This window comes from Streptococcus sp. LPB0220 (genome assembly GCF_008727815.1).
GTDB lineage: Bacteria > Bacillota > Bacilli > Lactobacillales > Streptococcaceae > Streptococcus.
Map to the genome: position 1 here is coordinate 967382 of NZ_CP044230.1, position 25941 is coordinate 993322.

General features: G+C 41.2%; 31 protein-coding genes and 1 tRNA gene. 27 read left to right on the plus strand and 5 right to left on the minus strand.

From position 1 onward, the window contains the following. From LPB220_RS05085 to LPB220_RS05100, 4 genes are all read left to right on the plus strand, one after another. Entirely contained in the window at nucleotides 1–888 is an 888-nt protein-coding gene (locus LPB220_RS05085) for a DUF4300 family protein (protein ID WP_134974843.1), read from the plus strand. A gap of 3 nt (nucleotides 889–891) precedes the next feature. Next, complete coding sequence (locus tag LPB220_RS05090) at nucleotides 892–1305, plus strand: hypothetical protein (RefSeq protein ID WP_150905934.1); 414 nt, start codon at nucleotides 892–894, stop codon at nucleotides 1303–1305. Nucleotides 1306–1372: 67 nt separating this feature from the next. Further along, nucleotides 1373–2224 carry a CbrC family protein gene (locus tag LPB220_RS05095; protein WP_150905936.1) on the plus strand — a complete coding sequence of 284 codons (852 nt, stop codon included), beginning with the start codon at nucleotides 1373–1375 and terminating at the stop codon, nucleotides 2222–2224. 61 nt (nucleotides 2225–2285) lie between these two features. After that, complete coding sequence (locus LPB220_RS05100) at nucleotides 2286–3035, plus strand: CPBP family intramembrane glutamic endopeptidase (RefSeq protein WP_150905938.1); 750 nt, start codon at nucleotides 2286–2288, stop codon at nucleotides 3033–3035. A gap of 171 nt (nucleotides 3036–3206) precedes the next feature. Here LPB220_RS05100 and LPB220_RS05105 read toward each other — a convergent pair whose 3' ends face one another. Continuing rightward, nucleotides 3207–3827, minus strand: coding sequence for a class I SAM-dependent methyltransferase (locus LPB220_RS05105; RefSeq protein ID WP_150905940.1), 621 nt, complete (start codon nucleotides 3825–3827; stop codon nucleotides 3207–3209). A gap of 155 nt (nucleotides 3828–3982) precedes the next feature. Here LPB220_RS05105 and LPB220_RS05110 point away from each other — a divergent pair, with 155 nt between their 5' ends. The 5 genes from LPB220_RS05110 to LPB220_RS05135 all read left to right on the plus strand — a co-directional run bounded on the left by LPB220_RS05110 (nucleotide 3983) and on the right by LPB220_RS05135 (nucleotide 9256). Next, on the plus strand, nucleotides 3983–4570 hold the full coding sequence (locus LPB220_RS05110) for a TetR/AcrR family transcriptional regulator (RefSeq protein WP_150905942.1): 588 nt from the start codon (nucleotides 3983–3985) through the stop codon (nucleotides 4568–4570). A 161-nt stretch (nucleotides 4571–4731) separates the two neighbouring features. Then, entirely contained in the window at nucleotides 4732–5487 is a 756-nt protein-coding gene (locus LPB220_RS05115) for a type II CAAX prenyl endopeptidase Rce1 family protein (RefSeq protein WP_150906799.1), read from the plus strand. Between the two features lie 158 nt (nucleotides 5488–5645). After that, nucleotides 5646–6317: an ankyrin repeat domain-containing protein gene (locus LPB220_RS05120; RefSeq protein WP_150905944.1), complete on the plus strand. Its 672-nt coding sequence runs from the start codon at nucleotides 5646–5648 to the stop codon at nucleotides 6315–6317. 186 nt (nucleotides 6318–6503) lie between these two features. Beyond that, entirely contained in the window at nucleotides 6504–8012 is a 1509-nt protein-coding gene (glpK, locus tag LPB220_RS05125; RefSeq protein WP_150905946.1) for a glycerol kinase GlpK, read from the plus strand. 479 nt (nucleotides 8013–8491) lie between these two features. After that, complete coding sequence (locus tag LPB220_RS05135; RefSeq protein WP_150905948.1) at nucleotides 8492–9256, plus strand: (S)-acetoin forming diacetyl reductase; 765 nt, start codon at nucleotides 8492–8494, stop codon at nucleotides 9254–9256. A 115-nt stretch (nucleotides 9257–9371) separates the two neighbouring features. Here the strand turns inward: LPB220_RS05135 and LPB220_RS05140 are convergent, their stop codons facing one another. From LPB220_RS05140 to LPB220_RS05150, 3 genes are all read right to left on the minus strand, one after another. Further along, entirely contained in the window at nucleotides 9372–9614 is a 243-nt protein-coding gene (locus tag LPB220_RS05140; RefSeq protein WP_318527163.1) for a type B 50S ribosomal protein L31, read from the minus strand. Nucleotides 9615–9775: 161 nt separating this feature from the next. Beyond that, nucleotides 9776–10360 (minus strand): 34 kDa antigenic family protein, encoded by a 585-nt coding sequence (locus LPB220_RS05145; protein ID WP_150905952.1) that lies wholly within the window; start codon nucleotides 10358–10360, stop codon nucleotides 9776–9778. A gap of 94 nt (nucleotides 10361–10454) precedes the next feature. Next, the gene (locus LPB220_RS05150) at nucleotides 10455–11399 is read right to left on the minus strand and encodes a DHH family phosphoesterase (protein ID WP_150905954.1); all 945 of its coding nucleotides are present in this window, start codon (nucleotides 11397–11399) and stop codon (nucleotides 10455–10457) included. Nucleotides 11400–11522: 123 nt separating this feature from the next. Between LPB220_RS05150 and LPB220_RS05155 the strand changes: the two genes are divergently transcribed. The 15 genes from LPB220_RS05155 to LPB220_RS05230 all read left to right on the plus strand — a co-directional run bounded on the left by LPB220_RS05155 (nucleotide 11523) and on the right by LPB220_RS05230 (nucleotide 21676). After that, nucleotides 11523–12221 carry a hypothetical protein gene (locus LPB220_RS05155; RefSeq protein ID WP_225305931.1) on the plus strand — a complete coding sequence of 233 codons (699 nt, stop codon included), beginning with the start codon at nucleotides 11523–11525 and terminating at the stop codon, nucleotides 12219–12221. Nucleotides 12222–12382: 161 nt separating this feature from the next. Then, entirely contained in the window at nucleotides 12383–12826 is a 444-nt protein-coding gene (locus LPB220_RS05160; protein ID WP_150905956.1) for a flavodoxin, read from the plus strand. A gap of 63 nt (nucleotides 12827–12889) precedes the next feature. Beyond that, complete coding sequence (locus LPB220_RS05165) at nucleotides 12890–13162, plus strand: chorismate mutase (RefSeq protein ID WP_049474864.1); 273 nt, start codon at nucleotides 12890–12892, stop codon at nucleotides 13160–13162. A gap of 46 nt (nucleotides 13163–13208) precedes the next feature. Continuing rightward, nucleotides 13209–14372 carry a chloride channel protein gene (locus LPB220_RS05170; RefSeq protein ID WP_185755149.1) on the plus strand — a complete coding sequence of 388 codons (1164 nt, stop codon included), beginning with the start codon at nucleotides 13209–13211 and terminating at the stop codon, nucleotides 14370–14372. Between the two features lie 123 nt (nucleotides 14373–14495). Further along, a complete protein-coding gene (rplS, locus tag LPB220_RS05175; RefSeq protein ID WP_003003254.1) occupies nucleotides 14496–14843 on the plus strand; it encodes a 50S ribosomal protein L19 in 348 nt (115 codons plus the stop codon). 43 nt (nucleotides 14844–14886) lie between these two features. Beyond that, nucleotides 14887–14958 (plus strand) — tRNA-Arg (locus tag LPB220_RS05180). A 364-nt stretch (nucleotides 14959–15322) separates the two neighbouring features. Continuing rightward, a complete protein-coding gene (locus tag LPB220_RS05190) occupies nucleotides 15323–15556 on the plus strand; it encodes a hypothetical protein (RefSeq protein ID WP_150905958.1) in 234 nt (77 codons plus the stop codon). A gap of 19 nt (nucleotides 15557–15575) precedes the next feature. Beyond that, nucleotides 15576–16571, plus strand: coding sequence for an ADP-ribosylglycohydrolase family protein (locus LPB220_RS05195; RefSeq protein ID WP_150905960.1), 996 nt, complete (start codon nucleotides 15576–15578; stop codon nucleotides 16569–16571). Nucleotides 16572–16783: 212 nt separating this feature from the next. Further along, nucleotides 16784–17206, plus strand: a complete 423-nt coding sequence (locus LPB220_RS05200; RefSeq protein ID WP_150905962.1) for a hypothetical protein — start codon at nucleotides 16784–16786, stop codon at nucleotides 17204–17206. 15 nt (nucleotides 17207–17221) lie between these two features. Beyond that, the gene (locus LPB220_RS05205; RefSeq protein ID WP_150905964.1) at nucleotides 17222–17650 is read left to right on the plus strand and encodes a hypothetical protein; all 429 of its coding nucleotides are present in this window, start codon (nucleotides 17222–17224) and stop codon (nucleotides 17648–17650) included. A gap of 121 nt (nucleotides 17651–17771) precedes the next feature. Next, the gene (locus tag LPB220_RS05210; protein WP_150905966.1) at nucleotides 17772–18518 is read left to right on the plus strand and encodes a PoNe immunity protein domain-containing protein; all 747 of its coding nucleotides are present in this window, start codon (nucleotides 17772–17774) and stop codon (nucleotides 18516–18518) included. A gap of 94 nt (nucleotides 18519–18612) precedes the next feature. Then, entirely contained in the window at nucleotides 18613–18975 is a 363-nt protein-coding gene (locus tag LPB220_RS05215) for a hypothetical protein (protein ID WP_150905968.1), read from the plus strand. 101 nt (nucleotides 18976–19076) lie between these two features. Continuing rightward, nucleotides 19077–20045 carry a DUF6287 domain-containing protein gene (locus tag LPB220_RS05220; RefSeq protein ID WP_150905970.1) on the plus strand — a complete coding sequence of 323 codons (969 nt, stop codon included), beginning with the start codon at nucleotides 19077–19079 and terminating at the stop codon, nucleotides 20043–20045. 173 nt (nucleotides 20046–20218) lie between these two features. Beyond that, the gene (locus tag LPB220_RS05225; protein WP_150905972.1) at nucleotides 20219–20710 is read left to right on the plus strand and encodes a hypothetical protein; all 492 of its coding nucleotides are present in this window, start codon (nucleotides 20219–20221) and stop codon (nucleotides 20708–20710) included. 153 nt (nucleotides 20711–20863) lie between these two features. Next, a complete protein-coding gene (locus LPB220_RS05230) occupies nucleotides 20864–21676 on the plus strand; it encodes a PrsW family glutamic-type intramembrane protease (RefSeq protein ID WP_070589127.1) in 813 nt (270 codons plus the stop codon). Nucleotides 21677–21715: 39 nt separating this feature from the next. Here the strand turns inward: LPB220_RS05230 and mnmE are convergent, their stop codons facing one another. Next, the gene (gene mnmE / locus LPB220_RS05235) at nucleotides 21716–23089 is read right to left on the minus strand and encodes a tRNA uridine-5-carboxymethylaminomethyl(34) synthesis GTPase MnmE (protein ID WP_037607860.1); all 1374 of its coding nucleotides are present in this window, start codon (nucleotides 23087–23089) and stop codon (nucleotides 21716–21718) included. Nucleotides 23090–23250: 161 nt separating this feature from the next. Between mnmE and rpiA the strand changes: the two genes are divergently transcribed. The 3 genes from rpiA (at nucleotide 23251) to LPB220_RS05255 (ending at nucleotide 25929) form a co-directional block, all read left to right on the plus strand. Then, nucleotides 23251–23922 carry a ribose-5-phosphate isomerase RpiA gene (gene rpiA / locus LPB220_RS05240; protein ID WP_150906803.1) on the plus strand — a complete coding sequence of 224 codons (672 nt, stop codon included), beginning with the start codon at nucleotides 23251–23253 and terminating at the stop codon, nucleotides 23920–23922. A gap of 248 nt (nucleotides 23923–24170) precedes the next feature. Continuing rightward, nucleotides 24171–25382, plus strand: coding sequence for a phosphopentomutase (locus tag LPB220_RS05250; protein WP_150905974.1), 1212 nt, complete (start codon nucleotides 24171–24173; stop codon nucleotides 25380–25382). A gap of 1 nt (nucleotide 25383) precedes the next feature. After that, nucleotides 25384–25929, plus strand: a complete 546-nt coding sequence (locus LPB220_RS05255) for a DUF1697 domain-containing protein (protein WP_125826313.1) — start codon at nucleotides 25384–25386, stop codon at nucleotides 25927–25929. Nucleotides 25930–25941 lie beyond the last annotated feature (12 nt).

Below are 25941 nucleotides of genomic sequence, written 5' to 3' on the forward strand. Positions count from 1 at the left end.
ATGAAACCATCTAAAAAATTCATGCTCCTTACTAGCTGTACCTTGGCGATTTTTGCTTTAGCGGCTTGTGGGACCAACCAAAAGCAATCCAAGGAAAAGCAGGCAAGTTCCACTGTACAGAAATCTAGTTCAGACAAGGAGCACTACAAGGGCACCTATAGCAACCTCAATAGCAAGGAAAGCGTCGAAGAAGTGCGGGCTCTCTTATCTGCTTATTTGGATCAGGAAAGTGTAGACAAATTTCTTGGTCTAGTAACGGACTATGATAGCATTGTCGGCTCGGTCGGCTTGACGGGTGACTTCAGCACCTTCAAGAAAACAGACTACAATGTTGAGAAGATCAGTGACTTGTGGACCAAGAAAAAGGGCGATTTCGTCGGGACCAACTGCCGGATCAATAGCTATACTCTTCTGAAGAATCGTATCGAGATTCCTAAAATGAAAGCGGATAGTGAACTTTTGTTCGTGGACAATGATGCGATTGACAAAGGGAAGATCTTCGGTGAGGCAGACAAGGAAGCTTTTAACATTCTGTATTCACGGGTTCCGACAGAAGCAACAACGGATGTCAAGGTCCATGCCAAGAAGATGGAAGAGTATTTTTCTCACTTCAAGTTCAATGAAAATGCGCGCATGCTTTCTGTTATCGTTCATGATAACCTGGATGGAAATACCCTTTTTGTCGGTCATGTCGGTGTCTTGGTTCCTACCAAGGACGGCTATCTCTTTGTCGAAAAGCTAACCTTTGAAGAACCCTATCAAGCCATCAAGTTTGCGACCAAGGAAGATGTCTACAAATACTTAGAGACCAAGTACCAAGACTACACAGGCGAAGGTCTGGCTAAGCCCTTTATCATGGATAATGAAAAATGGGTTGAGATGAAGTAGAGGATGAAGGACAGCGTGTTAGAATTTAGAAAGATAATGGAGTATGCTCCGATTCTATATGTGCTAGTTTTATTGCTCTTTTTCACTCTTCTCCTTATCTTGAGAAGAAGGGCAATCGCGAGACGTAGTGGTGGTCCCTTCTTTGCGCCCTTCCATATTAACCGTGGAATCTTCTATATCCATGTTGCTCTGTGTTTCAGTCGTCGTATGATCCCATTGAAAGAGATGGAGCAGATAACCTACTTATTGCTCCGTGGTCGCGCCGGTGGTGGGAGTCGCTATGCTTTCTATATCGAACTCAGAAATGGAAAGACCATTCCCTTCTTTTTCGGAAAAAGTAAACAGAATGAACTGTTGGTTGAAAAACTCAAGCAAAATGCTGGCAAGTATGGGTTTAAAGTACATTTTCAACGCTAGAATACAATCACCTGAAGGAAACAAAACTAGTATTTGATTCTCTGTAAAAACGAAAGTGAGCAATTCTATGAACGATTCTATGAAAGAATATATCCACTTAAAAAAGCAGTTCCAATCGCAAGATAAGGATTCATCTAGCGTGCTGGCTCTCTATGAATTTGCAGATCGGCTGACCTTACTGGAAACTCCAGAAGCTAAGCAGGTCTTGGTGGATGTGTATCAGGAGTTGGGCTTGTATGCCAGTGCCTTTGCTCTCTTCTCAGAGCTAGTAGACAAGTCTGATCGCAAGCAAGTTAAGAAACTTTTCACCTTAGAAAAGATGAGTCTAAGTCATGGAGATCGCTTTGCGCTCCCTCGTCCCTTGACCGAAAAAGAAAAAGAGGCTCATAAGGAGAAAGTCAGTGAATTGCCAACCTTTCGCTATCATCCGGATCCACTAGCGACGGGTTCCTTTAAGGAAGGGGAGCCTAAGACCTGCCCTTCGTGTGGAGAAGACCACACCATCTATTATGCTCTGAGACCTTATTGTGTAGAAGACCTAAGACATCTCTGTCCAACTTGTATTTCTACTGGTCGTGCTGCCCAAAAGTTTGAAGCAGAGTTTATCCAAGATGCTGATTGGCAAGGGGTCATGGATAAGGAAAAAGACCAGATCCTATTCTGTCAAACTCCTGGCTATAGTAGTTGGCAGGGCGAATATTGGCTCTCTTGTTGCCAAGACTACTGTGCCTATCTGGGGACAGTTGGCACTCGTGAACTGGAAGAGATGGGCATTGCAGAGCAAGTCTTGGAAGAATATGAGGCACGTGATGAACTTCAGGATGTAGCTGAATACTTAGTCAAGGATGGTTCTATGTGTGGCTATCTCTTTCGATGTCTACACTGTGAACAATACCATCTTTGGGTTGATGCGGATTAGTAGGATGCTCCAAATCTAATAGAGTCATGAACTAGATGAAAGAATAGAAAAGGAATCACGAATGAGTAGAAAGCAAGCCCTATCTATGTATTTGTTAGGGACCTTTGGTCAAGTATTCGGAGTCAGCCTTTTGGTTTGCTTTTTAAGAGTAGGAGGAGTGAAGGTTGATTTTACATCACCAATGGGGATCATCGCTGTTATTGTAGGTGGGTTGTCATCAGCTTTGTGGGGCAGTCTTGCAAGCATTAGTTACCATCAATCTAGTTTCAAACAAGTTCTCAAAGATTTTTTTCAAGTCAAAGACAGTTTAGCAAATTATTGTTTGGTGCTTGTTTTCTTGATACTCGACTTTTTCCCATTTATCTTAGGTGGTAAGATCATCACTCAATCGTTGGTCTTGCCAGTGGTGCTCTTTTTCAAGGCCCTTCTTTTTGGTGGGATTGAAGAAATTGGCTGGCGTTATTTCTTTCAACCAACTTTGGAGGAAAAAATACCTTATCTTTCAGCTACTTTGATCACCTTTTTAGCCTGGTCTAGCTGGCATCTTTTTTACTTTTACATTGATGGTTCTTTAGCTGTCATTCAGTTGCTTCCGTTTCTAGTAGGTCTGCTAACTAACTGCTTTATCTTATCGGCCTTGTACCATAAAATGAAAAATTTATGGATCTGTGTCATGACCCATGCGTTGATCAATGCTTTATCACAACTGTCATCAACTGAGAGTGTATGGCTATCACTTGTGATTAAGGTGTTGATAATCCTTCTTGCTATGAGAATTGCTAGTAGTAGTATGGAGAAAGCTAAATCCTAAGCTGGGTTAATTTCCATTGCTTCATATAGTTATAAATCAAAAGAGCAGTTATTTTGAACTGCTCTTTTGATATGGCTTTAAGGTTTTAGTAAAAATCTAATGAACTCGTCATCTTTTCCGTTGCCCTAAATACTTTTAGGGTTAATTCAAGCTCAACAAGTAGAGTAAGAGCTATTTGGTCGCCATTTGACTCTTATTTTTTTCACTTTTCGTGACAATATATAAAACCCATTTGTGATTTTGCCTTTCTTCAATCTTTGAAAAGCCAATACTTGTTAATAACTGACTCAATTCAGAACTTGTTCCATAATCTGTCATATGATACTTAATTTTTTCTTTTTCGGAAGCAATAATCAGAGTAGAATGATTGGACATGACTCGATAGATTTCCTGAAAGCTTTGTTTTAATTCTTTCCAGAAAATATGGGTCTGAATGGCAAAGACAAGATCAAAATAATGATTTTGGTAGGGAAGGTTTTCAACATTTCCAACCATCAGCTGGACACTATCGTTTTCTATTGACTTTAAAAGCATCCGTTTAGCAGTTTGATAAGACTCCTTGGAAATATCAATGCCATGAATGTCAAGATTTTTATCTAAAGCAAGTAGGTTTTTGATAGTGCTACCACCGCCATAACCGATTTCTAAAATCCGACTATTATCTGAAATGGTAGTCTGTTTGATTGCCCAAAGACTGAATTTCTTAAAATAGGACGACCAGATGTTGGTAATTAATCGCCCAACAAGACCACTAGGATTTTTAGACTGTTTTATAAGATATTGAATGAGCATGTTCCCTCCCTTTTTTGCAAATAAAGTTTGAAATATTGATAATTAAATTTCACACTTTATTATAGAGAAAGGTGGTCAGAATAGCAAGAAAAAATGAAATATGCAGGTATATATTTCAAACTTATGCTACAATTGGTAGTAACTGAGGTGTTCACATGAATCAATATCAAAAGACGACTGAGAAAAAGAAGCAAGCGATTATTCAAGCAGCTTTGCATCTATTCAAAGAAAAAGGTTTTAAGGAAACGAGTATAAAATCTATTGCAGAGGTAGCGAAAGTATCACCTGTTTCTATCTATAATTATTTTGGGAGCAAAGATAATTTGGTGGCTCTCTGTGTTAATGACTTGTTTGAAGAAATAACCCAGCAAGCCGAGGATATTTTAAAAAGTAATCTAGCTTTTAATACAAAACTAGACCAGGCTTTAGACCTATGTCAGGAGAAAATGAGTCAGCAAATCTCGGACTATTTTCAAGATAAAACGGTGAGAGATCCCTCTTTCTCAAGTCTCCTAACGAAAGCGATAACCGCAAAAAAAAGGGATATTTATCGCACTTATATTAATCTCGGGAAAGAAGAGGGGCTGATTGCTAGAGACTTATCAACAGAGCTTGTTTTAAATGTTATGGATGCTTTCAATAGTGTAGGAAATCAGTTAGCCCATAGTGATAATTTAGAAACAGACGTTAAGCAAATCCATCAGATCTTTTTGTACGGTATTTTAGGAAAAAAGAAATCATGATTTTCCTTATTCTATGATTGTTCACGGCTAGCAACATCCCATCCAAATTAGTTGTATATTCACATGTAAGAGTGTAAAATCTACTATATAAAGATAAAGAGGAGTAGGTTATGGACTTAAAAGATTTTACAGAAAATGAACAGGAGGAAATCGAGAAAGGTTTGAGCAAATTTATTTCAAAACAATCAGTCGCTATCTGGTATGCACTGACTGCCCTCCTTGCTACATTTCTAGTAGGTCATGTTATCCTTTGGTTTCTCCCAGATAGGAGTAGTATGGGGGCCTCACTCCTGTTTATCCTAATGAACTTGATTCCCATGATAACGGCTCTTTGCTTTTCCATTGTCTTAGGTGAAACTAAATCCCTGGGAGAATTTTTCAAAAAGGTCTTTCTTCAAAAAGAAAGTTCCCTGGCCTGGATCCTAGCTTTCTTCATCCCCATCATTTATTATGGGATCTCCATCCTGCTCATGAATGTTCGCTTTACTGGGAATTCCCTCTTGGCCTTCTTCCTCTATTTCCCCTGGACATTTTTATATGGTGGTCTGGAAGAAGTCGGTTGGCGTTGGTTTTTACAAGAGCATCTTTCCTTCAGCAAGCACTTTATATCTAAAATGATGGTTCTTTCCTTTGTCTGGTTTCTCTGGCATATTCCCATCTATCAACTCCCTTGGATTACAGCAGGTTCGTCTAACTATCTCATCTTTTACTTGATGATTTTAGGGAATACCTTCCTATTTGGAGCGCTCAAGGAGTACTCGAAAGGTGCTGTTCCTTGTATCCTCGCTCACATGCTGATCGATAGTCTGGCTGTCCTTATGCTGGTTCAGAGTTCTCTTCCTCAGATTATCCTTCTGGTTATGTTCGAAATCCTAGTATCCTCTTGGCTAGTAGCAATACGAAAATCGGAAAAATAAAGTTTAACCTCTTTCTGTGAGAGTCTGTCATCTTCACCCTTTAGGACTTCAATGTAGAGTCCATAAAATGGTATAATCAGTTTAACGAAGAAACTAGAGGTAGGACCATAGTTTTAACACAGTCTGATATTTATTTACTAGGTAAGAGGGGAAAGACCATGCAAAAAACCTTTCAGTTGTTGCGAAGAGGAGATTTAGAGGGAGTCCGTCAGATATTGGATAAAAAGCCTGAAGAAGTCAATGCTGTTTCGGGTGACAAACCTAAAAGAGATCAAGGCCAATCCCTTCTTCAAGTCGCTATTAAATCGGGACATTTAGATATTGCGGACTTACTCATTGATAGAGGGGCAGATCTTAACTTTATCGAAGAACCGACAGAGCTGAATCCATTTTGTCAACCGGTCATCCAAACGGCCGGTGGAAGAGCTGTATTTGACTGCAGGCGCATGATCAAACGTTGGAATGGTCAATATCAGTTGTATTCGTCTAAGGAAAAGGCTGACCAATCCTTCAAGGTTTTTAAAAAAATGTTAGAACTTGGAGCAGATATCTCTCAGAAGGATAGTCATGGCGGAACTTTATTGCAAACTATTTTAATTGAAACCAAGGAAGTGTTGCCATCTTATTATTGGAAAACAAAAGAAACAAGTGATAATGTCCTCATAACGAATGAATTACGTCATGATTTAAATCGTATTTATGATCTATTAATTCGTTACGGTGTGACTTCGGACGAAATAGCTGTCTATCAGAACATTCCTCTCAAAGAACTTTATCAAGACAGCCCGACCATGGAGTTCTTAAATCGGTTAGATCAGAGCAGATCTTGATAAGCATTTGAATACTAGTTTGAAGAGCCTCAGGGCTCTTTTTGCTTGGTCTGATAGAGCTGGAAGTACTAGGAAAATGTTAGACCGGATTTTCTTAAATAAATGGATACAAATCCTAGATGAAATAGAGTATACTAGTTTATGAAAGAACAAGATTTTTAAGTATCTAATTTAGGAGGGCAGTTTATGTCTCAAGAAACTTTCATCATGGCGATTGACCAGGGAACCACTAGTTCGCGGGCTATCATTTTTAATAAAAAAGGCGAGCAAGTTAGCTCTAGTCAAAAGGAATTCACTCAGATTTTTCCGCAGGCTGGTTGGGTGGAGCACAATGCCAATGAGATTTGGAACTCGGTTCAGTCGGTGATCGCTGAGGTCTTTATTGAAAGTGGCATCAAGCCCAATCAAATCGAGGCGATCGGCATTACCAATCAACGGGAGACGACAGTTGTTTGGGATAAGAACACAGGCCTTCCTATTTACAATGCCATTGTCTGGCAATCTCGTCAAACTGCTCCACTGGCTGAAGAACTTAAAAACCAAGGCTATGTAGAAACCTTCCACCAAAAGACAGGTCTAGTCATTGATGCTTACTTTTCAGCGACTAAAGTCCGTTGGATCTTGGACCATGTAGAAGGAGCACAAGAGCGTGCAGAAAAAGGAGAATTGCTCTTTGGAACCATTGATACTTGGTTGGTCTGGAAGCTGACGGATGGAGCAGCCCACGTGACTGACTATTCCAATGCTGCGCGGACCATGCTTTACAATATCAAGGAACTGAAATGGGACGATGAGATTTTGGAAATTCTCAACATTCCTAAAGCCATGCTTCCTGAGGTGCGTTCAAACTCTGAAATCTATGGTAAGACAGCGCCTTTCCATTTCTACGGTGGACAAGTACCGATTGCAGGGATGGCAGGAGACCAGCAAGCTGCTCTCTTTGGTCAATTAGCCTTTGAACCTGGTATGGTCAAAAATACTTATGGAACTGGGTCCTTCATCATTATGAATACGGGTGAGGAGATGCAGTTATCAGAGAATAACTTGCTGACGACGATTGGTTATGGGATTAATGGTAAGGTCTACTATGCCCTTGAAGGATCTATCTTTATCGCTGGAAGTGCCATTCAATGGCTTCGTGACGGTCTGCGTATGATCGATCATTCACCTGAATCCGAGGCCTATGCTCTGAAGTCCCAGAACCAGGATGAAATCTATGTGGTCCCTGCCTTTACGGGTCTTGGAGCACCATATTGGAATCAAGAGGCGCGTGGTTCTGTCTTTGGGCTTACCAGGGGAACAACCAAGGAAGACTTTATCAAGGCAACCCTTCAATCCATTGCCTATCAAGTACGCGATATTATCGACACCATGCAGGTAGATGCCAAGACTCCTATCCCTGTCCTAAAAGTAGACGGAGGAGCAGCGAAAAATGATTACTTAATGCAGTTTCAGGCTGATATTCTTGGAATTGCGATTGCTCGTGCCAAAAATTTGGAAACTACGGCTTTAGGAGCAGCCTTCCTAGCAGGTCTGACTGTAGGCTATTGGAAAGACTTGGAAGAATTAAAATCTCTTCATGGAGCAGCTCAAATCTTTGAACCCAAGATGGATGAATCTCGTAAGGAAGAGCTGTACAAGGGGTGGAAGAAAGCAGTCAAAGCTACTCAAGTATTTGCGGAGTCTGATGACTAAAGGGATCAATCAAATGAATAGTTTATGAGAGAGAGTGGGACAGAAATCGGTCATTCGTTAGAATTCGATTTCGTCGTCCCACCTCCGCACAGTTGAGTAGGGCTGTAAAAGCTGATGAAATCAGCGTAGTAGAGCCCACTCAACCACTGCGTCTTGCTTGACAATCCAAAAATAATTGAGAGGCTAGGACTTTTGTCCCAGCCTCATGTAGTTTTTACAGAATAGAACAGTTATCTGTTTTGGTTAAAAGCTTTATTCTATTTCACGTTCCAGTTCATTTATCACTAAATAAAAATATCATATAAATAAACTATTTTTTTGAAAAAATAGGCTAGAGATTGAAATATTTTTCACAAAAGAGTATACTGTTAGCATAGTTTTGTCGGATATTTATAAAAGATCCCATTAAAACTAGTTGTCAACCTTTGCTGTTCTTCTATGAACATTTGCTGGTATCAGGGATACCAAGGAGGAATCATATGTCTAAAGTAGCTATTGTCACAGGTGCTGGTCAAGGAATCGGTTTTGCAATCGCAAAACGTTTGGTGCAAGATGGCTTCAAGGTCGGAGTATTGGACTACAATGCTGAAACAGCTGAAAAAGCAGTTGCTGAGTTATCAGCAGATCATGCTTTTGCAGTCGTTGCCGATGTATCAAAACAAGCAGAAGTGGCTGCAGCTTTCCAAAAAGTTGTTGACCATTTTGGAGATTTGAATGTTGTCGTGAACAATGCAGGTGTTGCGCCAACTACACCACTTGATACAATTACAGAAGAACAATTTACACGTACATTTGCTATTAACGTTGGTGGCGTGATTTGGGGTGCACAAGCAGCTCAAGCTCAGTTCAAAGCACTCGGTCATGGTGGAAAGATCATCAATGCGACTTCACAAGCAGGTGTTGTAGGTAACCCTAACTTGACTGTTTATGGTGGTACTAAATTTGCAGTTCGTGGTATCACACAGACTTTGGCGCGTGACTTGGCAGATTCAGGCATCACTGTCAATGCTTATGCACCAGGTATTGTTAAGACTCCAATGATGTTTGACATTGCTCATGAAGTTGGGAAGAACGCAGGCAAAGACGACGAATGGGGTATGCAAACATTCGCTAAAGATATCACTTTGAAACGTCTTTCTGAACCAGAAGATGTAGCAGCGGCTGTCAGCTTCCTTGCTGGACCTGACTCAAACTACATCACAGGTCAAACCATTATCGTGGATGGTGGAATGCAGTTCCATTAAGATAAAAAACAGAGGTTGGGATCAACATCCTAACCTCTTATTTTGTGCGTTCACAATAAAAGAAACAGAGATCAAAAAAACCACTCCCAAAAGGGAAGTGGTTTTGTGTTGGTTCTTATTTGAGACCGTATTTTTTGTTGAAACGATCCACACGTCCATCTGCTTGAGTGAACTTTTGACGTCCAGTGTAGAATGGGTGTGAGTCTGATGAAATTTCAACACGGATCAATGGGTAAGTTTCACCTTCGAATTCAACTGTTTCGCTAGAGTACTTAGTTGAACCGCTGACGAACTTGTAACCAGTAGTAGTGTCCATGAAGACAACAGGGCGATATTCTAGATGGATATCTTTTTTCATTTTGCAATATTTCCTTTCTGCCATGGTCTCTTTCCGAGCCATAGATTGTTACTAAGCTAGTTTACCAAATTTCCAGGATCTTGACAAGTATTTTCACTAATTTTATTTAAAATAATGGTCAAAAAAATCACCCTGGCTAAGCCAAGGTGATTCTGATATTATTATTGTTCAGATTGATTTGGATCTTTTGGTGCTTCAACCGGTTGATCAGCTTGTCCCTCAGTGTGTTCGTGAGTTTCTTTTTTGATTTCATCTACAGCAGTTTTTACAGTAGAAGTTGTCACACGTCCAACTGATTGGGCAAATCCTTTACCAGATTCAGCAAGTTCTTCGAAGGTTCCTTTAGTGATTTTACCACCTGACATCGCCAAGAGACCAGTTACAACAATAGCGATTGATGCGATTAAAGCAAGGATCAAACCAAAGCCAATTGAAACGCCATAACCATTGAAGTTAACAGCATATTTGTTTACACCAAATAGATCGATCAATGTTACGATAGTTGAGAGAGCCCCTGATACGATAACACCAATTGCAAAACCTTTTGGTAGTGAAGATTTCACATCGTTCAAGCAAGCAAGGACAATCGCAACGACTGCGAAGATAATAACGAACCATCCATCTCCGTGAAGGCCATTCCAGCTGTATGAACCAAAGGCACCAGCATTAAGGCTTGCCCATGGCAAGAAAGAGCTAAGAATCGCTACCGCAGCAGAGATAATGATAAACAAACGATTTTTTTCCATAATAAGTCTCCTTAAAATTTATTAGCTTTATTTTACCATAAGAAATATCAAATGAAAACCCCATGACCAAGATAAAAAGGCTGAGAAACCGTTCTCAGCCTTCGTTCGTGCGAGCCACTTCTTGTAGCTCTTTGTAGATTTGGTCGTTTTCTTCGAGGGAGTAGGAGTTAGCTCCGCTAGCTAGTGGATGGCCACCACCATTATGACGTTTGGCAATTTCGTTGATCACTTTTCGTTTGCTACGCATCCGGACACGGAAGTGACCGTCGGCCTGCTCGACAAAGATGGCCCAAACAGATACGGTATCGATGCGTCCAGGGGCACCGACAATTGCAGCAGTCTCTGAATCCCGTAGATCGAATTTCTTCAAGAGCTCTTGTGTCAAGGTCACACGCGCAGCACCATGTTCATCGATCTCAAGATGGTCATAGACATAGCCTTGAAGCTTAGCTGTTTTGAGATTGATCGTATCCATCTGACGAGCAAGTGCTGTAAAATCAAAGGGAATGCTTCGAAGAGTTGCAGCGATCTCAAAGGTCCGAGTCGAAGTAGCAGGATAAAGGAAGCGACCTGTATCTCCGACAATCCCAGCATATAGAAGACGCGCAGCACTTACAGGAAGTTCGAGCTCCAATTCTTTAGCAAAAAGTGCGATCAACTCACTGGTAGAGCTAGACTCAGTATCGACCCAGAGCAGATCGCCATAAGCATCGTCATTTGGGTGGTGGTCGATCTTGATCAGGAAATCACCGTTCGTATAGCGCTTGTCATCGATGCGGGGAGTATTGGCCGTGTCACAGACAATCACCAAAGCTCCAGCATAGTCCTCATCTTTGACTTCATCCATTTCAGCAAGCCAGGTCAAGGTCGGTTCATCATAGCCAGTTGCCAAGACCCGCTTTTGAGGGAAGTGCGCACGCAGAAGATCCCGCAAGCCTACTTGGCTACCAATCGCATCCGGATCCGGATTTTGATGACGGTGGATAATAATCGTGTCATAAGCTTGAATCTTTTCAAGAATGTCATTCATTACGTTCATACAATACCTCATTTTCTCTGTCAATTTTAACATAAAAAAGGCCCATCCAGCAAGCGTTTATCACTATGTAGGGGCAGTGGAAGCGGTTTTACATTGGATAGATATTTTGTTAGAATGAGAGAGATGATGATAGAAATTAAAAAGAAGCGATTCAATTTCAAAGTTTTTCTAGTTGCTTTGATTCTTGTAGTTGTTGCTGGAATTTTCATAGTTGTTCAAAGAGGTAAGATTCAAGAAGATTCAAAATCGATATTAGAACAACAGCGGTTTATTGTTGTGGATAGTGCGGAATATGAAAATTCTTATCGATTTAATTTTGAGAATGGCTATGATTTGAGGAGCAATAATTTTTATAGTATAACTCAAGTAGTAGTAAAAAATGGGAAAAAATATGGCAGTTATTCGGACGAAAAACCATCCGATAGGTATCATAGAGACTTATACCGAAATATTACTTCCGCAATTCTGAATTTAAAGGTTTCAAAAGATGAGATCGAGAACTCAAACTTTATCATTGAGCGAGATCCGAAATCGTTGATTACTAAATCTCTAGTGAAGGAAGGTAAGACACCTGATTTTGAAGCCAAAGTTTTAAATAAAAAGAATCAATTTTCCAAAGTGCGAATCATCTATAATCGTGATTACTTGCCAGTCAAACTTGAATGGTATTTTAAAGGGAAAGATGGGTTGAAGTGGTATACCTGGAGTCGTTTTTCTTATCCATATAAGACTGAATCTGAATTTAATAAAAAATTAGATGAAGAAATCCAGCGTATCAAAGATATTAAAGAGGAATACGAGTTGGAGAAGAAAAACGGATAATATTGGACGATTAAAGAAATTCAAAAAGAAAACGAGGGTGATTAGATTCAATCGGACCAATTTCTTTGATTGAGCCATGACTTTCATCTTCTCGGGAAAGGTTTCGTGCAAAATGCTTGAAAAAATGGTATAATACGGAAAATAGATTTTGGGAGGAAATTATGACTGTAGCGAAGATTGTTTTTGCTAGTATGACTGGAAATACTGAAGAAATCGCCGATATCGTAGCGAATAAATTCCGTGATCTTGGTGTCGAAGTAGATGTGGATGAGTGTACAACTGTGGACGCGGAGGACTTCCTTGAGGCCGATATCGCGGTGGTAGCAACTTATACATACGGTGATGGAGAGCTTCCAGATGAGATCCAAGATTTCTACGAAGATTTGGCTGGCCTTGATCTCAAAGGCAAACTTTATGGTGTTGTAGGATCAGGGGATACCTTCTACGATGAATTCTGTAAAGCAGTTGATGATTTCGACCGTTGCTTCGCTGCGACTGGTGCTGAAAAAGGTTCTGAGTGTGTCAAAGTTGATTTGTCTGCAGAAGACGAAGACATTGAAAAATTAGAAGCCTTTGCGGAAGAACTTGTAGCAAAAGCAAATTAATGACAAAGAGGTTGGATCGATGGATTACAGCCTCGATTTATATCCAAAATAAAGAGGAGAAACATGGATTTAGATCAGATTCGTAAGGACATTGACCAGATCGATCAAGAGATTGTAGCCTTGCTGGAAAGACGGATGGTCTGTGTCGGTCAGATTGTAGAATATAAGGAGCAGCAGGGCTTACCTGTGCTCGATCAAGGAAGGGAAAGAGAGGTGCTTGAGAAAGTCGGCTCTCTTGTGGCGGATGAGCAGTATCGGGCGACCATTCAAGCCCAGTTTCAAGATATGATGAAGCGCTCGAGAAACTTCCAAGAGGAGGTGAGGGCGCGTGACTAGTCTATCGATCAAGCAAAAAGCACAACAGTATGTGGTCCTAACAGGGATGGCGCTTTTCATTGGTCTCTTGGTCGGTGCTATTGACATGATTTTTGGTCAAGGATTGCTCCTGATCGGGGATTTCCGAAGCCAGCATTGGCCCTTGATTCTTTTTCTGGCCTTAGCGGGGCTTGTCATCGTTTATCTCTATAAACGTTTTGGTGGCAAGGCTTCAAAAGGGATGGGCCTCATCTTTGATGTCGGACACGCGCGTGAGGAGAAAATCCCCTTGGTCTTGGTGCCTTTGATCATGCTGACGACCTGGATGAGCCATCTCTTTGGTGGTTCGGTCGGTCGGGAAGGTGTAGCAGTCCAGATCGGAGCGACCCTTTCGCACCGTTTTGCCCGTCATATCAAGATCCCGGATGCTTCGCGTATTTTTCTCATGACCGGGATGGCCGCTGGTTTTGCGGGGCTCTTTCAGACGCCACTGGCAGCAACCTTTTTTGCCCTTGAAGTCTTGACAGTTGGGGAGTTGCAGTTGATGGCTCTCTATCCAGCGCTCATTGCCTCAATCGTGGCTAGCTTCACCTCTCATGCCCTTGGTTTAGAGAAATTTGCTGTGCCACTAAGAGAAACGCTGAGCTGGACACCAGAGACCTTGATCAAAGTTGCCATTCTTGGCCTGGCTTTTGGCCTTGCTGGGAAACTCTTTGCAATTAGCCTTTCCTGGTTGAAGAAAACGGTCGCTCAAGTCTTGCCCAATCCTTATATCCGGATTGCCCTTATAGGGGCCGGACTCAGCTTGGTCCTCTTGACCCTCCAGCTGACCAAGGTCGGCACTTATAGTGGACTTGGAACCAATCTGATTGATGTAGCTTTTCATCAGGGCAGTGCGCAGAGTTATGACTGGATCTTGAAGCTCCTCTTTACCGTAGTGACGATCTCTGCTGGATACCAAGGAGGAGAAGTGACACCGCTCTTTGCGATCGGAGCTACACTTGGAGTCTTTCTTGCTCCGATGTTAGGTCTACCAGTCTTAGTCGTGGCCGCTATCGGATATGCCAGTGTCTTTGGCAGTGCGACGACGACCTTGCTCGCACCGATCTTAATCGGAGGAGAAGTCTTTGGCTATGCCAACCTGCCATTCTTCGTCATTGCTTGCGCCATCGCCTATTGCTTACCAAAAGAGTGGAGCATTTATTCTGGTCAAAAAGTTGCGAAAAAGTAGAGAAAAGAGCTTTACAAACCTGAAATTATCTGATATGATAGTTTCTGTGCGTAATGGAAGCACAAAAATACAGTTTATCCGCTGAGGGAGGTCCCTCAAGATTGACGAAGATAGGAGAATAAAATGAATCCATTAATCCAAAGCTTGACTGAAGGTCAACTTCGTACTGATATCCCTGCATTCCGTCCTGGTGACACTGTTCGTGTACACGCGAAAGTTGTCGAAGGATCTCGTGAACGTATCCAGATCTTTGAAGGCGTTGTTATCGCTCGTAAAGGTCAAGGACACACTGAAATGTACACTGTTCGTAAAATCTCTAACGGTGTCGGTGTTGAACGTACATTCCCAGTACACACTCCTCGTGTAGAAAAGATTGAAGTTGTACGTTACGGTAAAGTACGTCGTGCGAAATTGTACTACCTTCGTGCATTGCAAGGTAAAGCAGCTCGTATTAAAGAAATCCGTCGTTAAGACGAACAAGGAGGCGGGAGTGATCTCGCTTCTTTTTTTATAGGTCCCCTTAGTTCAATGGATATAACAACTCCCTCCTAAGGAGTAGTTGCTGGTTCGATTCCGGCAGGGGACAATAATTTAATCACAAGAGGCTAGGACAAAAGTCCTAGCCTCTCAATTGTTTTTGGGTTGTAGAGAAAGACGCAGTGGTTGAGTGGGCTCTTCTACGCTGATTTCATCAGCTTTTACAGCCCTACTCAACTATGCGGAGGTGGGACGACGAAATCGAATTCTAACGAATTACCGATTTCTGTCCCACTCTCTTTTCTTTGACCAAATTTTGAACAAGTTCATAAGATATCCATGGTGTGGTATAATAGGAGAAAGTATAAGTACTAATTTGATTGGGATTTCTCTCCTGATAATGAGATCGGATTAAGGTTAGGAATTAGATTCCTGAGAAGGAATCATGATGTTTTAGTAAAGAAGGTAATAGAATGAAAATTTCTGGGACAAGCGGTAACATTACTTTCGACTATGAAAATGGCTATGTTTTAAAAGCAGAGGGAGAGTTGTTGACTGATAATAGTTTTCTTGTATATAGGTCAAGCATGCAGAATTGGGAACCACCATACAATCACATTCGTATCTCACAAAAAGAGATCGATAAACTTATTGAGGATGCGAAATCCATGACGACTGAGCAAACAATTCAAATCGAATTTATCTGAGTTAGAGTAGGAGAAGGCTATGAGATTAAGAGATAAATGGGAAGATGATTCAAATCAGTATAGAAGATATAATCTTAAACAAAAGATAAATTCGGTTATTTTTGGTCTAGCTATAGGTGATGCACTGGGAGTTCCTGTAGAGTTTAGAGATAGAGATACTTATCATATTTCAGATATGGTGGGTTATGGAACCTATAATCAACCAGCTGGTACCTGGTCAGATGATACTTCTTTATCCTTAGCACTTATTGAACACCTATGTGAAGATTCTGATTTGAATGGGTTGATGGATAAATTTGTAGCTTACCGTCAGGGCTACCTCACACCTTTTGGATATTGTTTTGATATTGGTGTTTCGACTAATCAGGCAATTGAACGGTATTTAGCGGGAGTTTCTCCAGAGAAATGTGGAGGGACTAGCGAGAGAGACAATGGCAATGGAGCTTTGATGAGGATATCTCCCTTAGCTTTGCTCTTATATGAAAATTTTGATTTCAGTTATAGATCAAAAATAATTGAGCAATATACTAAGCTGACCCATGCTCATCCAAGGTCTATCGTGGCATCTATTCTTTATGTCCAGCTTTTAATCGGTTTTCTTCTTAACATTCGTTTAGAAAAATTACTTTGTCAATCAAAACCTTATTTTGAAGATTATTTCAAGAAAAAACCAGAATACTGGGAAGAGTATCAGGAACATTTTAGAGAAATATTTGATAGAGAATTTTATCAAAAAGCTAGGGAAGATATTGCTTCCACAGGTTATGTTGTTGATACCTTGAAGGCTTGTCTCTGGTGTTTAGGTACAACAGATAGTTTTGAAGAAGCTGTTCTAAAAGCCGTTAATCTTGGAGGGGATACTGATACCATCGGTGCCATTACAGGTACCTTGGCTGGAGCCCACTATCAACTGGAAGGCATCCCAGAAAAATGGATTCAACAGCTGGCTAATAGAGAATTGATTGACGAAAAATGTCGGCAATTACTGGAACACTTATATAAACAATCAAAATAGTTCTTATTATTGGACAACAATCAGAACAACTCCCCCTTTTATGATAGAATAAATGAAACAAGAGTTTACCGATAAACTATTGGTAAGCTCTTACTTTATAATGAGATTGGATTAATGGATAAAAGATGGTGTAGCCTATTGAGGAAGAGAAATAGAAACCTGATTTTTACGATATTCTGGTTGAGAGAAGAACTTGCGCTAGGAGAATACAAATGAAACCAACAAAACTAGAATGGGAAGATGTTATCCAGTTTGAAGAAGTAAAAGGTTATGGTCAGCACATTTGGAGAAATGGCAGTAATCTTTATTACGTTACAGAGGAGGGAGGAATTGCCCCTCAGCGAGTGGTTTATGAATTGCCAAATGAGTTATTTGCCTTACTGGAAAGTGGGGAGAGAACGCTACTCGAAGTATCTTGGAAGATTCGGAACGATTCTTGGCCACCAACGGAAGAAGAAAAGAAAGCTAGTGAGAAACGATTCATAGAAGAGAGTCCTACATCTTTAATTGATTTACCTGAAACTAGAGATTTATTTACTAAAGAAGAACTTGAAAAATTAATTCCGATTGCTGAGCAAATGTGGATTGAATCTGAAGGCAAACTTCCAGACGATTATGTATCGCCATTGAAATAGGCAAAAAGAAATAGTATGACAACAGAAATTCAACAATACAAAAATTGTACGGTATTAAAAAACAATAATGATTATCAGATTCTGTGGAGTAGAGGGAAAGAAGTGCTTAATTTTCCCATGAGCCAGGAATTAGCAGAACGTGTTTCAAAATCAGAAATAGATTCTTTAGAAGTAATGTTTTATTGTGAACATCATCGTTGGCCAAAGACAGATGAGTTAGATGATTATAATCATTCAGATACGATTGTACATAGAGGTAATGGATTTATTGTATATGAGACAGATGGCTATTACGAAATTAGCTTCTTTAAAGAAATTGGCGGAGCCATGGGTCCAGAAGTTTGCTATCCTATTACTAAGGAACTGATGGATAAAGCATTTGAATCTTCTAGGGGAGCATATGAAGTCATGATTTATGCTGAAACAGGGCGCTGGCCTTTATAGCAAATTGGATGACATTATAAAAACAGCCAATAGAATTTAGATGAAGTTTCAAAAGATAGTTCATTTGCAATAAGGAATAATAAATCAGTAGATATTTGGTAAATGACAGAGGAGATAGAAAATGGATATACGCGATACTTTAAATACAGAAGAGAATTATAAAGCTGGTCTAATGTCAAATAAAGAGGCATTACAGTATTTTCAAGAGAAATTAATAAAACTTCAAATTGATTTAGATAATGGAATCGAAAACTATAAGAAGCCCACAAAAGAGGTTTACAACTCAACTTTAGCGACTATATTGTCTTATCAAAAAGACATTTTATTTGCTACTTATTCTAGGGGGGATTCTTTATCAGAGTTTAAAGAGGAATACATATTATTTGTGGCTTGTTTAGTTCCGATATGGCGAAAGGAATGGGGATATGAGCAAATGATTTGGGCGCTTTCTATTGGTCTTCTGTTAGAAATTGATGAAGAAATTTTTAATCATCTAGTAGACTTGGTTAAAAAAGATGATCCAGAGGATTATTTGATTGATTACTTGATTCAATATCGTCATCCAGATTGGAAGATTCGGATAAACTATAATTTTCCAATACCTTATGGCTTTACTCGAAATATTATTGAAGAAGAAAATGCTGAACATGCTCTTAAACTGCTGAAAGAATATTTGACTAATAAATGGTATCAAGGGAGCAGAGATGTAGGCTGGTATGATTTGCATAAGCAGAATGTAAAAAACCATGTAGGTTATTGGTCTTTTGAATCGGGTGCTCTCTGCAAGCTCAAGGGTTTGGATTACAAAGAGTTGGAAGGTATTCCGTATTTCCCTTATGATTTGGTTAAAGAAGGGCCAGAAGCCTAAAGTCTACTAAGAGATAATCAAGTGATAGAATTAATGATTTACAGAAGTATTGACTATTTTGAGTCGTAGGACTTTAACGTTAAGGAGAAATTTAATGATTTTTGTAAAAAAAATAGAATGGATAGATATTGATACCAAAGAAGCGGATGTCACTCTATCGGATAATCAATATGAATTAGTTTGCTTTTCAGATGAATTTTTTGGAAAGATTGGCGGAAAGTTTGATGACATGCTATATGCTATTGTTGATGGAGACGTATATAAAAGCGAAGATAATCTATTTCTAGTAAAGCACCTGAATAATTTTGAATATTTTATAATTGCTAAAATATTTGATAAAACAAGAAATATCGCTCAGGTAGGAGAATTTTTGATTAATATAGGTGGAGGAATTCCAAATGATCTTGAGAATGGTGAATTTGTTGAATTTCGTGTTAGAAGGATTGATATTTATTAATGCTCAGTGAAAGCCATACGAAAAATTGATTACACTACCCTTTTCCATTGACTCTCCTTTCTTATTTTTCTAAAATAATAGGTATGTGAAGGGAGATTGATATGAAAAAAGGTTTAGTAATTGTGCTTTCTGCTTTGGTCTTGGCTTCGTGTGGTCGTCCTCAGAGGATGGTGATGTCTAAGAGTTCGGATTCCAAGCAGACCAGCACTTCAGAAAAGAAACAGTCTGGTATGGATTTGAAAGCCATCAAGGCTAAGGACTACTCGAGTATCAAGGGGACTTGGATCGATGGTCGTGGCAATGAACTGGTCTTTGATGATAAGGGCTTGGTCAGCGAGGATGTTGAGCTTGATGCATCGAGCTTTAAGCAGAAGGACCAGATCGCTGAGATGACGGTTAGTGCTAAGTCGGGTGTTGGAGGTTATGGTCTTTTGCTCCTTCCAAAAGGTCAGAAAGCGGGCAAAGACGATGCTTCGGATAAGTCCAAGGATCGGATCTGGGCTGGTCAGTCACCGGCTTATGGCGATGATGACAATTTCTACTATCGTAAGAAAGAGCAACCGAAAGATCGGGAGCAAGCTGATACAGACGATAGCAGTAGTACGACAAAGACGAGTAAGGCCAAGAAGTGGAATACTCGATCGGATAGCGAGGTTAAATCTTCGAAGAAGTCGGATCAGAATGATTATCCAGGCTACACCGCTGCTCAGGTTGAAGCTGCTCGTGTCTGGGCTTATGTGATCAAGAACGTGCCATCAGAGTTAAATATTTCAAATAGTGCAGCTGGAACAAAGATTTATAATGGTGGCTTAGGCGTTGATTATCCAAAAGATGTGCGTCATCTATTTGGTTCATATTCAGCTGAAGGAAATATCACCTATGCATCCAATGGTGATGGGACGGTGACGATCTACCCTGTACCAAGTCACTGGCAACAGTCTGCAGATGAACTCAATAGTGAAGAGTTTATGACGCAATTTACCCAAGGAATCTTGGATCATGCAGAGACGGTGACTTTGCCAGATGGGGATCCAGATATGATTCGTCAGATTCTTGCCGTACTGAAGTAAGAGAGAGAGTATGGTAGAATAATATTAAATGATAATTTTTAAACTGTTAAATATCTAAGTACTTATAAGATTATAAAATTAAAATTTTGGAATGTCTTTTACTGGAAGCTTTATCTAATTTTGGTCAATTACAGGTCATTTTCGACTTGTTAAAAATTAAAAGGAGGCAATCTATGAAAAAAACTATGTTTGCAACAATGACCATTCTCTCGCTATTTCTGTCATCGTGCGCGCAAAAAGAAGTGAAGAATGAAGACAAAAAAGAGCAGTCTACTGAACAGAGTGTAAAAGATTCTACAAAGGAAAGTAAAGAATCAGTGGTCAAAGGAATGAATCAAGCCCCTACCTCATTGGTTGGAAATGAAAAACCTAATGTAGTATTTGCTTATATGCTTCAAAATCAAATCAATGGCGAAATTGAGATGGGGAAAGTGTATTATAATGAAGAATATCTGGTCCTTGTCTTATCTGCATCAGAAAATATGCTATCTTTAGCAAATATAAATCCAAAAGATTATTGTAAGACGCTTTTTGATTTAAAAGAAGAGATAGTAAAGCAATACAATGCAACTCAAAAAACACCAAGTAGTATAAAACTTAAAATATATGATAAAGATGAGAAGCTCTTGGCGACGGAGGAAAATGGAGCTTTGGTGGTTAAGTAACTAAATTCAGTCAACCATCTGGCGGCATCTGTGTTTTACATTTTTCTCACTAATCCACATTTATTGTTTTTTTAAGCTGATCCTGTTACAATGATACTACACGGAAAAGACTGGTCTTCCAGCCTTTTTCATTTCACTATAGAAAGGTCTTTTATGAAACGCAAATCGATTTTGTTTCTCTATTTACTCTTGCTAGCGATTGGCTTGGCTTATGAGACCCAGTCACTGACAGAAGGCTGGATGTCTGGTAGCCAGTACGGGATTGTGGGACTTTCAACCTTGATCCTTTTGGTCTATGCAATTCCTGCTGTCTGGGCTCTCTTTCATTTTGCTAAGAAGTGGAAGTTATCTTGGGTACCGGTTCTCTTTTCTTTATTAGGTGGGGGCTTTGTTGCCGGTTGGTTGTCTAGCTTTGCCAATACCTATTTCCATGACATGATTCAAGCGATCGCTCCAAATAGCGACTTTTGGAACCAGTACGAGAGTGCCATCGCTGCGCCACTCTTTGAGGAACCCTTTAAGTTGATTCCTATCTTCTTTGTCCTCTATTTGTTCAGTGTTCGTCGCCTCAAGTCGATCTTCCTTTTGGCTATTGCCTCTGGTCTTGGTTTCCAGATTGTGGAGGACTTTGCCTATATCCGTCAGGACCTACCGGAAGGTTTCTCTTACACGGTGTCAGGAATTCTCGGTCGTGTGGCTAATGCGCCTATGTCTCACTGGGTCTACACAGGACTTGTCATGCTAGGGCTCTTCCTAATTGTCCAAGCAAGCAGAGGACGCAAGGATTTACGTCTAGCAGGCTGGGGATACTTAGTAGCTGGGTTTGGACTTCATTTTGTTGGCAATTCACCCTTCTCACAAATCGTGACCGAGTTGCCGATTGCGATTCCAGTCTTGAATGCTACTGGGCTCTTCCTAATCTACCAAGCTTATCAAACCGTCGAGCGATTAGAACAAGCAAAATAAAACAAAAAATGCGTATGTGTGGAAACATACGCATTTTTGTTATTTTCCAAGACAGAACTGGCTGAAGAGTTGGGTGATGAGCTCATCTGGAGCAGCATCCCCTGTGATTTCTCCGAGGATTTCCCAGGTGCGGGTGAGGTCGACTTGAAGCAGGTCGACCGGCATACCGAGAGCCAAGCCCTCGTTGACCGCTTGCAGGCTTTCAACAGCTTTTTCGATGAGGGAGATGTGACGAGCGTTAGAAAGATAAGTCGCATCTTGCTCAACCAGCCCAGCATTTTCGAAGAAGAGGGCGTTGATCCGGTCTTCGATTTGATCGATGTTTTGATTTTTCAGAACGGAAATCTTGATATGATCTTCCGGCAGTTGGTCGATTTCGATCTTCTCTGGAAGGTCAACCTTGTTGAGGAGGATGATGCGGTTGCTATCTTGAGAGATCTCAAGGAGCTGGCGATCTTGATCGGTCAGGGGTTCGCTAGCATTGAGGACCAGGAGGACCAGATCAGCTTCCTTGAGGGCTTTTTTCGAACGTTCGACACCGATTTGCTCGACGATGTCTTCAGTCTCCCGAATCCCAGCCGTATCGACCAGTTTGAGGGGAACGCCGTTGATGTTGACGTATTCCTCGATAACGTCACGGGTGGTTCCTTCGATATCGGTAACAATGGCTTTTTCTTCGCGCAGGAGGTTGTTGAGGAGGCTCGACTTGCCGACGTTTGGACGGCCTATGATAGCAGTAGAAATCCCTTCACGCAAGATCTTGCCACGACGGGCAGTCTTGAGGAGATTGGTCAAGAGGGCTTCAAATTCACTGGTCTTTTCGCGGATGATCTCAGTGGTTGCTTCTTCGACATCATCGTACTCAGGATAGTCGATGTTGACTTCAACCTGGGCAAGGGTATTGAGGATCTCTTGGCGCGTGTTGTTGATGAGATCAGACAGGGAACCGTCTAGTTGCTTAACGGCGATGTTCATAGCCTTGTCGGTCTTGGCGCGGATGATGTCCATGACGGCTTCGGCCTGGGTTAAATCGACCCGACCGTTCAGAAAGGCCCGCTTGGTAAACTCACCAGGCTCAGCTAATCGAGCGCCTTCACGGATGACCAATTGCAGGATTTCATTGGTCACAGCAATCCCACCGTGGGTATTGATCTCGATGATGTCCTCACGGGTGAAGGTCTTCGGCGAGCGCATGGCTCCCACCATGACTTCGTCGAGAATCTCGTCCTTATCTGGATCTACGATATGACCGTAGTTGAGGGTGTGGCTAGCGACTTTGCTTAAATCTTTCCCTTTGAAGATCTTTTGCGCGATGGCAAAGCTGTCTGTCCCGCTCAAGCGGACGATCCCGATAGCCCCCTCACCAAGAGGGGTCGAGATGGCAGCGATGGTATCAAATTCTTTAGTAATCATGTCTTTCTCTTTTCCTGTAGATTCATCTCTATTCTATCGTAAAGTCAGCAGACGGGCAAGGTTTTGCTTTTAGAACTAAAACTTGGAAAGGGTTTCAATTAATTAGTGAAATCTCTTACAGAATATGCTATACTGTAATAGAATATAAAAGGAGGTCTATGATGGTAAACCTAAAGGAACAGGTAGGAATTAAAGCGGCTGAGTTTGTCAAAGACGGCATGATTGTCGGTCTCGGTACAGGGTCAACTGCTTATTATTTTGTGGCTGAATTGGGTCGTCGCATCAAAGAAGAAGGCTTGCAGATCACAGCTGTCACAACGTCGAGTGTGACCTATGATCAGGCTGAAAGTTTAGGCATCCCGCTCAAGGCTATCGACGATGTCGAAGTGGTAGATGTGACAGTGGATGGCGCAGATGAAGTGGATCCTCAATTAAACGGGATCAAAGGTGGCGGTGGGGCTCTCCTCATGGAAAAAATCGTCGCAACCAATTCAAAAGATTGCATTTGGATCGTGGATGAATCCAAACAAGTTGCAACTCTTGGTGCTTTCAAACTTCCAGTGGAAGTAGTGCAATACGGGGCTGAAAATCTTTTCCGTCATTTTGAGCAAAAAGGCTACCATCCTGCTTTCCGTCAGGCGGATGATCAACGATTTGTCACCGACCAAGGTAACTTTATCATTGACTTGGATCTCAAGGTGATCGAGGATGCAGAAGCTCTATCCAATGAACTGGATCACACCGTAGGCGTCGTAGAGCACGGTTTATTCTTGAACATGATTTCAAAAGTGATTGTAGGGACACCAGATGGCCCTGTCATCATCGAAAAATAGAGAGTGGGACAGAAATCGGTAATTCGTTAGAATTCGATTTCGTCGTCCCACCTCCGCACAGTTGAGTAGGGCTGTAAAAGCTGATGAAATTAGCGTAGTAGAGCCCACTCAACCACTGCGTCTTGCTCGACAATCCAAAAATAATTGAGAGGCTAAGACTTTTGTCCCAGCCTCGGATCAATCAACGGCTCTCTTCTTATAGGGATATGGTATAATATAGCTAGTTTAATAAAGGAAAGAGGCAGTATATGTCAAAATTTAAACGCATGCACTTAGTTGTGCTGGATTCAGTTGGGATCGGTGCTGCACCAGATGCCAATAACTTTGTCAATGCAGGAGTTCCAGATGGAGCATCTGATACATTGGGACACATCTCTAAAACCGTCGGTTTGAATGTACCAAACATGGCCAAAATCGGTCTTGGAAATATTCCTCGTGAAGTACCATTGAAGACTGTGCCAGCTGAAAGCAACCCAACTGGTTATGCGACAAAATTGCAAGAAGTTTCTCTTGGGAAAGACACCATGACTGGTCACTGGGAAATCATGGGGCTCAACATTACAGAACCTTTTGATACCTTCTGGAATGGTTTCCCTGAAGAAATTTTGACTAAAATTGAAGAATTCTCAGGACGTAAGGTCATTCGTGAAGCTAACAAGCCTTATTCTGGTACAGCGGTCATCGATGACTTTGGGCCACGTCAAATGGAAACTGGTGAGTTGATCATTTATACGTCAGCAGACCCTGTTCTTCAAATCGCAGCTCACGAAGACATCATTCCTTTGGATGAACTCTACCGTATCTGTGAATACGCTCGTTCCATCACTTTGGAACGTCCAGCTCTTCTTGGTCGAATCATTGCGCGTCCTTATGTTGGGGAACCAGGAAACTTCACACGGACAGCCAATCGTCGTGACTTAGCTGTTTCACCATTTGCGCCAACTGTTTTGGACAAATTGAACGAAGCAGGTATTGATACTTATGCAGTTGGTAAGATCAACGACATCTTCAACGGAGCTGGTATCAACCACGATATGGGCCACAACAAATCAAATAGCCACGGTATGGATACCTTGATTAAGACCATGGGACTTCCTGAGTTCCAAGAAGGGTTCTCATTTACCAACTTGGTAGACTTCGATGCTCTTTATGGTCACCGTCGCAATGCTCACGGCTACCGCGATTGCTTGCATGAATTTGACGAACGCTTGCCAGAAATCATTGCAGCCATGCGTGAAGATGACCTCTTGATGATCACAGCAGACCACGGGAATGACCCAACCTACGCTGGTACAGACCATACGCGTGAATACATCCCATTCTTGGCTTATAGCCCATACTTCAAGGGCAATGGTGTGATTCCAGTCGGACATTTCTCTGATATCTCTGCAACGATTGCAGAGAACTTTGGTGTTGAAAAAGCCATGATCGGTGAAAGCTTCTTAGACAAATTGAACTAAGATGACACGCTTCGCTCTCCTCGTAAGAGGGATCAATGTTGGCGGGAAAAACAAGGTCGTGATGGCAGAACTTCGAGAGGAGCTTCAAACGATCGGGCTGGATGGGGTAGAGACCTACATCAATAGTGGCAATATCTTCTTTGAATCTGCTAGTTCTAAAGCAGAATTGGTAGATTTGCTGGGACATTTCTTTCGTGATCACTATCCCTTTATCCAGTCTTTTTCTCTCTTTTCAGCTGAGGACTATGCGCAAGATCTCGCTGCTCTACCAGGATGGTGGCAGGAGGATCTGGCCCGCAAGGATGTTCTCTTTTACACAGAAGGCCTCAATCAGGATGCTGTCTGGGAGCTGGTCTCCTCTTTTTCGCTCGGTGATGAAATCATCCATCGTGGGAATCTAGGGATCTACTGGGGCAAATACTCAAAAGAAACCTATACAAAGACCGCTTACCACAGACAAGTCCTCAAGATGCCGGATTACCGTCTGTTGACCATTCGCAATGCCAATACATTTGACAAAATTGGCCAATTTTTAAGGAAATCATAAAGGAGATATGCA